This is a genomic window from Pseudomonas sp. SWRI50, from assembly GCF_014269095.1.
Classification (GTDB): Bacteria; Pseudomonadota; Gammaproteobacteria; order Pseudomonadales; family Pseudomonadaceae; genus Aquipseudomonas; species Aquipseudomonas kermanshahensis.
The window spans coordinates 1-3256 of sequence record NZ_JABWRW010000052.1 but is presented as its reverse complement, the minus strand read 5'-3'; the positions used below and the strand labels follow the sequence as shown (position 1 = coordinate 3256).

Genomic DNA, 3256 nt, shown 5'->3' with positions numbered 1-3256 from the left:
TATCGTCCTCGACTCAGGCGCGCTGGATGATCAGTTCGCGGCCGACACGGGCCTCGACCTTGGCGTAGCGCCACAGCTTGTACGGCCCCTCGCCCACGGCCGTGGTGCGGAACAGGTTGCAGGCGGCGTGCACGGTCTCGATGTCCGGTACGTCGGCCAGCAGGTAGGTGGTCCAGGGGAAGCCGTCGGACGGGCCGACCATACCTTGGTCATCGTCCATGTTGCCCAGCACGTTCACCCCGGTCAGGTCGTGAATGCCATTCCACATCGCGCTGAAGGCGGCCCACACCTGCAGCTGCTCCTCACGGGGGGCATCGAAGAAGTTCTGGTTGATGCCCATGCAGAACAGCACACGCAACGCTTTCTTATCGCTCATGACAAAATTCCCGAAAGTTACAGGTAGCCCGGAAGGGGCTGTTTACCGAAGAACATCGCACCGGCGTTCTGGTACGTGACGTCGCCCATGAAGGCGTGCTGGGTCACCACCTGCGCATCGTTGACGCAGCGGGCCAGCGGGCTTTCGTTGTAGATGCCGGTCATGCCCGAGAGCATCTGCGCACTGCGCGCCACTTCAGCGGCCACACGGGCGGCATGGGTGGAGGACAGGCGCAACAGGTTGGTGACGTCGACCGGTACCGGGTCGCCCGCCACCACGTGCTCCCAGGCACGTTCGATGGACTCGTAGAAGAACGCCCGCGCCGAGCGCAGCGCCGCCTCGGCCTTGGCCACATCGACCTGGGCCAGCGGCCGGTCGGCCAGTGCCGGGGCGCCGGTCACCGAGATGCGCCCACTGGCCATGCCTGACAGTTCGTCCAATGCAGCGCGGGCAATGCCCAGCCCGACCACCGAGAGCACCTGGGTGGCGAACGACAGCGATGGGTAACGGAAGAACGGCTCGTCCAGGTTGGGCTTGCCGCCGCGCACGAAGGTCCACTGCTCGCCCACCACCACGTCCTCGACCACCAGGTCGTGGCTGCCGGTGCCGAGCAGGCCGACGGTGTCCCAGGTTTCTTCGATGCGCGCCTGCTGGCGCGGCATCACGGCCAGGCGCGGCAGGTCGAGCTTGTCGCCATTGCGTGGGGCAATCCCGACACCCACGATGTCCGCACCCATGGACCCGCTGGAGTACTTCCAGCGGCCGTTGACCTTGAAGCCTCCAGGCACGATCTCGGCCGGTTGTGGCGGGAAGATGCCTCCGGCAAACACCGTGTCGGGGCTGTTGCCGTAGATCTCGGCGATGGTCTCCAGCGGCAGCGCCGCCAGGTACACGGGGCTCATGCCGAAGCTGGCCACCCAGCCGGCAGAGCCGTCTGCATGGGAGATGCGTTCGATCATTTCACAGAAGGCCCCCGGCGAGCACTCAAGCCCACCAAAGCGCTTAGGCACCAAGGCGCGGTACACGCCATGGGCCTTGAACGCGTCGATCACATCGCGGGATATGTAGCGCTGGCGGTCGAACTCACCGAGGCGAGCACGATCACGAACACCGTCAAGCAAGGCCTCGAAAGCAGGGCCAGAGGCGAGCGCCGACACAGGCGCGGCACGCAGGCAAAGCGAATCCATGGACATTCTCCGTCTCAGGCGCGGTTTTTGTACTGATGCTTGTGGGGGGCGTTGGCTGGGCTCGTGGAAGGCAAGCACTGGCCATACAGAGGGGCGAAGGCAGGTTCGGGCGGCATGGTCTGTCTCTCTTGTTTTAGGTGCCGGTGACAAATATTTGCGGCGATTTACGTGAATTGTCAATTGAATTTTCACGCTAAAACAGGAGAAAAATTTACCTATACCTAACGGATAAACCCTCTAAAAATTGGCTATCTACATGATTTAAATGGATTTATACGACTTCAAAAACCGGTTTCAACGCGACTAAAAAAACTAACGACCCGCGCCGATATCACGAAAAATTTTTAGCGCCTTTTTCACATGATTTCGGACAGAAAAAAACGCGTGTACGATGGCCTGGCATGGAGCGCGACAACGCCGGCCACCCACGCCGAGCACACAAAAAAAACAAGCCAACGCCCCACCAGGATGGATGGGGACACGCCAATGCCTGCCGTGATTACCCCCGAGGTCGAGGTCATGCCCACCCGCCATATCGATCTGCAGGACCACCGCCTGCGCTACCTGCACCTGAGCCATGACAAGGGCTCCATGCGCGCCGCTGCCGAAGTGCTCGGCGTCGCCACCTCATCGGTCAGCCGGCAGATCGCCCGGCTGGAAGAAGAACTGGGCATCGAACTGGTGCGCCCCGGCACCCACCGCATCAGCCTGACCGCCGCGGGCGAGGCTGCCGTGGACTACTACATCGAACGCATTCGTCAACACGCGCTGCTGGTCGACCGGCTGGATGAATTGCGAAGCCGCCAGCAAGCCTCGACGGTGATCGCCATCGGCGAAGGCCTGCTGGGGGCCCGGGCGATCAATTCGTTGCAGGGCTTTTTGCACGCGCACAATGCGCACAAGGCCGAGATCATCAGCGCCCCGTCCTTGGAGGTGCAGCGCATGGTGATGAACGACGAGGCGCACCTCGGCGTGGTCTTTGCGCCTAACGCATCGGCCCGCCTGACGCGCCTGTTCAGCCTGGCGCAGCCATTGCGGATGATTGTTCACCGTGACAGCCGGATGGCCGAGCGCTCCACGGTCAGCCTCGCCGAAGTGGCCCGCGAATCACTGGTGCTGCCCGGCGCCAACTTCCGCGTGCGGGAGCTGGCGGATGCCGCCTGCAAGGACCAGCCGTTCGCCATCGTGCCCACCCTCACCTCCAACTCCCTGGCGGTGATTCTGGACTTCGTTCGGTCGGGGCTGGGCGCCACCTTGCTGGCCGAACTGCCGATCATCGACGAGCTCAAGAACGGCACCTTCAAGGCCCTGGCCATCGATTGCGAGGCGATGAACGCGACCGATATCCAGATTGTTACGCGCCGTGGGCGAACCTTGGATGGCATGAGCCGGGAATTGGCGACGGAGATGGCCAAGGCGGTGCGGATGGCGTTGTGATCTTGGTGTTTGTCTTGGTGCTTGTCTTGGTGCTTGTCTTGGTGCTTGTCTTGGTGCTTGTTTTGGGAGATGCAGCGCCTATGAGATCGAGCGCCGCGCGGGCGGCGCTCGATGTCCGCCCCCACAAAAAAACTACGCCGAACGCATAGCCACCCCCCATTGCAAAAAACGCAACAACATTGATCCCCCCTGTCATTGAGCCCCACCCCCCTGCCCTTTAGCGTTGCTCTCATAAGAAAACGCCCCATAGGTGACC

Annotated in this window: 3 protein-coding genes; 1 reads left to right on the top strand and 2 read right to left on the bottom strand. The window is 62.3% G+C overall.

All coding sequences use genetic code 11. From position 1 onward, the window contains the following. Positions 1–13: 13 nt before the first annotated feature. Complete coding sequence (locus tag HU750_RS26875) at positions 14–376, bottom strand: IacB protein (protein WP_186683363.1); 363 nt, start codon at positions 374–376, stop codon at positions 14–16. A 17-nt stretch (positions 377–393) separates the two neighbouring features. Then, complete coding sequence (gene iacA / locus HU750_RS26870) at positions 394–1563, bottom strand: indole-3-acetate monooxygenase (protein ID WP_027594215.1); 1170 nt, start codon at positions 1561–1563, stop codon at positions 394–396. A gap of 486 nt (positions 1564–2049) precedes the next feature. Between iacA and HU750_RS26865 the strand changes: the two genes are divergently transcribed. Continuing rightward, entirely contained in the window at positions 2050–3000 is a 951-nt protein-coding gene (locus HU750_RS26865) for a LysR family transcriptional regulator (RefSeq protein ID WP_225876706.1), read from the top strand. The last annotated feature ends 256 nt before the right edge of the window (positions 3001–3256 follow it).

What these genes read in the sequence shown, in the direction of transcription:
- HU750_RS26865 (WP_225876706.1), top strand. Translation starts at nt 2,050, where the DNA reads ATGCCTGCCGTGATTACCCCCGAGGTCGAGGTCATGCCCACCCGCCAT.
- HU750_RS26875 (WP_186683363.1), bottom strand. Translation starts at nt 376, where the DNA reads ATGAGCGATAAGAAAGCGTTGCGTGTGCTGTTCTGCATGGGCATCAAC.
- iacA (WP_027594215.1), bottom strand. Translation starts at nt 1,563, where the DNA reads ATGGATTCGCTTTGCCTGCGTGCCGCGCCTGTGTCGGCGCTCGCCTCT.